We start from the raw sequence: 3,344 nt of genomic DNA, 5'->3' as shown, positions 1-3,344 counted from the left end.
GCCGTCATTGAAACGAAGACCAGTAATTCCAGCGCAGTGTGGATTCTACGTGATGACAGCTTGCAGACCCGGCAGGTTTTCGGGCATACCGAGGGCATCCACGTAGTGCCGATCGAACAAGCTGCCGATCTGGCAGACCAGACGAGCGAGGCCCCCGGAAGGAACCCAGGCACCAAAATCTACCCCGGGTTCGGTACACATAAGATTGAATGAAGCTGCGCGACTCGACGAAAGACTGACCGAGGCCACAGCCAGTCTTATCAACACCGTCGCCGTCAAAAGTGCGGGCATCCTTGACCCCGAAACCCGAATCCACAGAATGCCGCGTAGTCTGGTCGTCCGTTAAGTTAGCCCAAAAGTACCGCCATAATGATCCGTCACACGTGCAACTTCCGGTACGGCGGCGGACCGCGTGGATGTCACCGCCGGGTTGTCGGGACCGCTCTCCGTGTTGCCTATATAAGGTATCGGTACACCGTGGCGCGGGAGACTCCGAGCATCCTGCCGATGTCGGAGGCACTGATTCCTTTGCCTTTGAGTTCTTTAGCTCGGGCAGCAGCAGCGTCGTCCACCTTGCGGGGCCTTCCGCCGTGGCGGTTGTTGGCCGCGGCCGCAGCGAGGCCAGCCTTGGTGCGTTCGATCATCGTGTCGCGCTCCAGCTGAGCAAACGCGGCCATGATCGTCAGCATGGCGGTGCCCATGGGTCCGGTTGTGTCCAGCCCTTCGGTCAGGGACCGGAAACCTGCTCCCCGCTCCCTGATGTCCTCAACAAGATCAAGAACGTGCCGGGTGTTGCGGCCCAAGCGGTCAAGCTTCCACACGGTGAGTACGTCGCCGGCCTCCAGCCGGTCCAGAGCCCTGGACAGCCGAGGGCGTTCCGTCGTGGACCCGCTGACTCCATCGTCGGCAAATATCCTGGCTGCGCCGGCGGCCTTGAGTGCTGTGAGCTGCAGATCGAGGTTCTGTTCCGTGGTGGAAACCCTCGCGTAGCCGATCACGGCCATCGCCGCCTCCAGATTCTCTTTATCCCGACCAATTCTCAGTTATGAGACTCCCTGTTCTTGGACGGCATTTCGAGACGGGCAGTGTCCGTCTCGCGACGGGGATTTTCGAAACCCATGGCTGAACGACCAAGCTGTCTCAGTAATTGATCATATTTGAGATGCTCGAGGGCGAGTCGGTGACGGTCAAGTGTCCCGTCCACAGACGCTGGTTCCGATACGTCTTACGAACGGCCCTGTTTGATTGCCGCATTGTGAAGGCGTCCCTCTCGGACGGCACCCGGGGCAGTTTCCGTGCGGCGAAGGTGGCCGAGTGGGATAATTTGGTCATCCTTCGAATAGGGGGCCATCATGGCCGGCCTTGGTGCTCTTCGACCTGGCCGCCGCTCCCGGGCATCCATGCCCCGGCTCCTGGCGGTTTTACTTGTGCTCGCACTCGGCGTGCTGTTCGCTGCACCCGCCCGAGCAGTCGACTACGGACATGACGTTTCGTGGCCACAGTGTCCGGGCGGTCTTCCGATGCCGCCGGAAGACACGGAGTTCGTGGTCGTGGGGCTGACGAGGGGACTCGCGTTCACCGAAAACCCCTGCCTGGACTGGCAGTTCCAGTGGGTGCTCGACCGCGGCGTCCGGGCTCAGGCCTACACCATGGCTACGTTCCCCACCACCGTGCAATACGACACCTACGGCGACGACGGCCCCTGGCCCGCAAGCACCAGGCCGGACCGGCTGCGCAACGTCGGGTACGCCGAGGGTCGCGCGGCTCTCGCGTCTCTCGATGAGGTGGGATGGCGACCGGAGAGAATCTGGGTCGACGTCGAGCCCCGCCCGCAACAGCCCTGGCCCAGCTCGGCAGCAGCCCAGCGGCCGGAGAACCGGTACGTCATCTCCGGGCTCCTGGCCGCACTGGCGGACGCCGGGTACCCGCACGGGATCTACTCCTATTTGAGCGCTTGGGAGGCCATCACCGGATCGTGGCAGCTTCCCGACGTGCCCGTCTGGTCACCGGCAGGGCGTCTCGACTTCGCCAGTGAAGCATCCGACCTCAGTGTGAATCGCAGCTTCTCCGGTGGCACCGTCCACATCGCGCAATGGACCGACGACACCTACGACTACGACATGACGTGCATCGGGGTCTATCAGGCCCACGTCGCGACGATCGGCTGGCAGTCGAGCGTCTCGGACGGCGCCACCGCAGGAACGACCGGCCGGTCACTGCCGATGGAGGCGTTGCGCCTGTCGGTGGCAGGAGACCGCCTGTCGGGCGACATTCTGTGGAGGGGGCATGTGCAGAACATCGGCTGGCAGCCATGGACGATGTCGGCGTCCCCGATCGGAACGACCGGGCGCGGTCTGCGCCTGGAGGCGTTCGAGCTGCGGTTGACGGGGAATCTGGCCTCGCTGTACAGCATCAGGTATCGCGCCCATGTGCAGAACGTCGGCTGGCAGCCGTACGGGATCGACGGAGCCACGGCCGGCACCGTCGGGCAAGGTCTGCGGGTGGAGGCCGTTACGATCGAGTTGGTTCCGAAGGTCGCACCAGCATTCACTGCCGTGTACGCCGCCCACGTTCAGAACCTCGGCTGGATGGCGAACGTTTCGGATGGGACCGTCGCCGGGACCACGGGCCGGGCCCTTCGGGCCGAGGCGTTGCGCCTCAACGTGTCCAGCACGGCTTATACCGGGGACATCGCGTGGCGGGGGCATGTGCAGAACATCGGCTGGCAGCCGTGGACATCCTTGGCCAATCCCATCGGCACGGCCGGGCAAGGGCTACGTTTGGAAGCGTTTGAAATCAGGCTTACCGGTGAGATGGCGAACCATTACAGGATCCACTACCGCGCCCACGTGCAAGATTTGGGCTGGCAGTCATGGGTCGCCGACGGCGGAACGGCGGGCACATCGGGTATGAGCAAACGGATCGAGGCCGTGCAGATCCTCCTCGCACCCAGAACCGGCGGCTAGCGCGGGTTTCCCCCGCCAGGCAGACGCCGTCGTCGTCGTGGTCGGCACCAACGCGAAGGTCGAATCCGAAGGATACGACCGGGAGTCGCTCGCACTTCCCGGCCGACAGGACGAACTCGTCGCCGCCGTGAACCCCCGCACCGTCGTCATCGTCAACTCCGGCTCGCCGGTGCTGATGCTCTGGCGGAACGATGTCTCCGCCGTGCTCCTCGCCTGGTTTGGCGGGCAGGAATACGGTGACGCACTCTCCTACCCACCCGATGACGGGTATTGAGAGCCGCTGGGCTTGGTAATCGAGTATGCCGAGCGCCAACACCGTGAATCCGACGCTACCGTTCCGTTGGGCTCCTCTGGTGGGAGTCCGTGCAATGGGAAAAG

Annotated in this window: 3 protein-coding genes and 1 pseudogene; 3 read left to right on the top strand and 1 reads right to left on the bottom strand. The window is 63.7% G+C overall.

From position 1 onward, the window contains the following. The coding region (locus AC1DR1_RS23020) for a hypothetical protein (protein WP_476993439.1) at positions 1-213 on the top strand (213 nt) is incomplete at its 5' end. Between the two features lie 242 nt (positions 214-455). Here the strand turns inward: AC1DR1_RS23020 and AC1DR1_RS23015 are convergent. Beyond that, positions 456-1,004 (bottom strand): recombinase family protein, encoded by a 549-nt coding sequence (locus AC1DR1_RS23015; RefSeq protein ID WP_364746409.1) that lies wholly within the window; start codon positions 1,002-1,004, stop codon positions 456-458. A 516-nt stretch (positions 1,005-1,520) separates the two neighbouring features. On the opposite strand from AC1DR1_RS23015, the gene AC1DR1_RS23010 reads away from it, so the two are divergent. Beyond that, positions 1,521-2,966 carry a hypothetical protein gene (locus AC1DR1_RS23010; protein ID WP_476993438.1) on the top strand — a complete coding sequence of 482 codons (1,446 nt, stop codon included), beginning with the start codon at positions 1,521-1,523 and terminating at the stop codon, positions 2,964-2,966. Between the two features lie 13 nt (positions 2,967-2,979). Further along, positions 2,980-3,216 (top strand): annotated as a pseudogene (locus tag AC1DR1_RS23005) (glycoside hydrolase family 3 protein); the annotation flags it as partial. Positions 3,217-3,344: the final 128 nt, after the last annotated feature.

Source organism: Arthrobacter sp. P4_F10 (genome assembly GCF_056401435.1).
The sequence above is the reverse complement of the archived record's forward strand: the minus strand, read 5'-3'. Positions and strand labels throughout refer to the sequence as shown.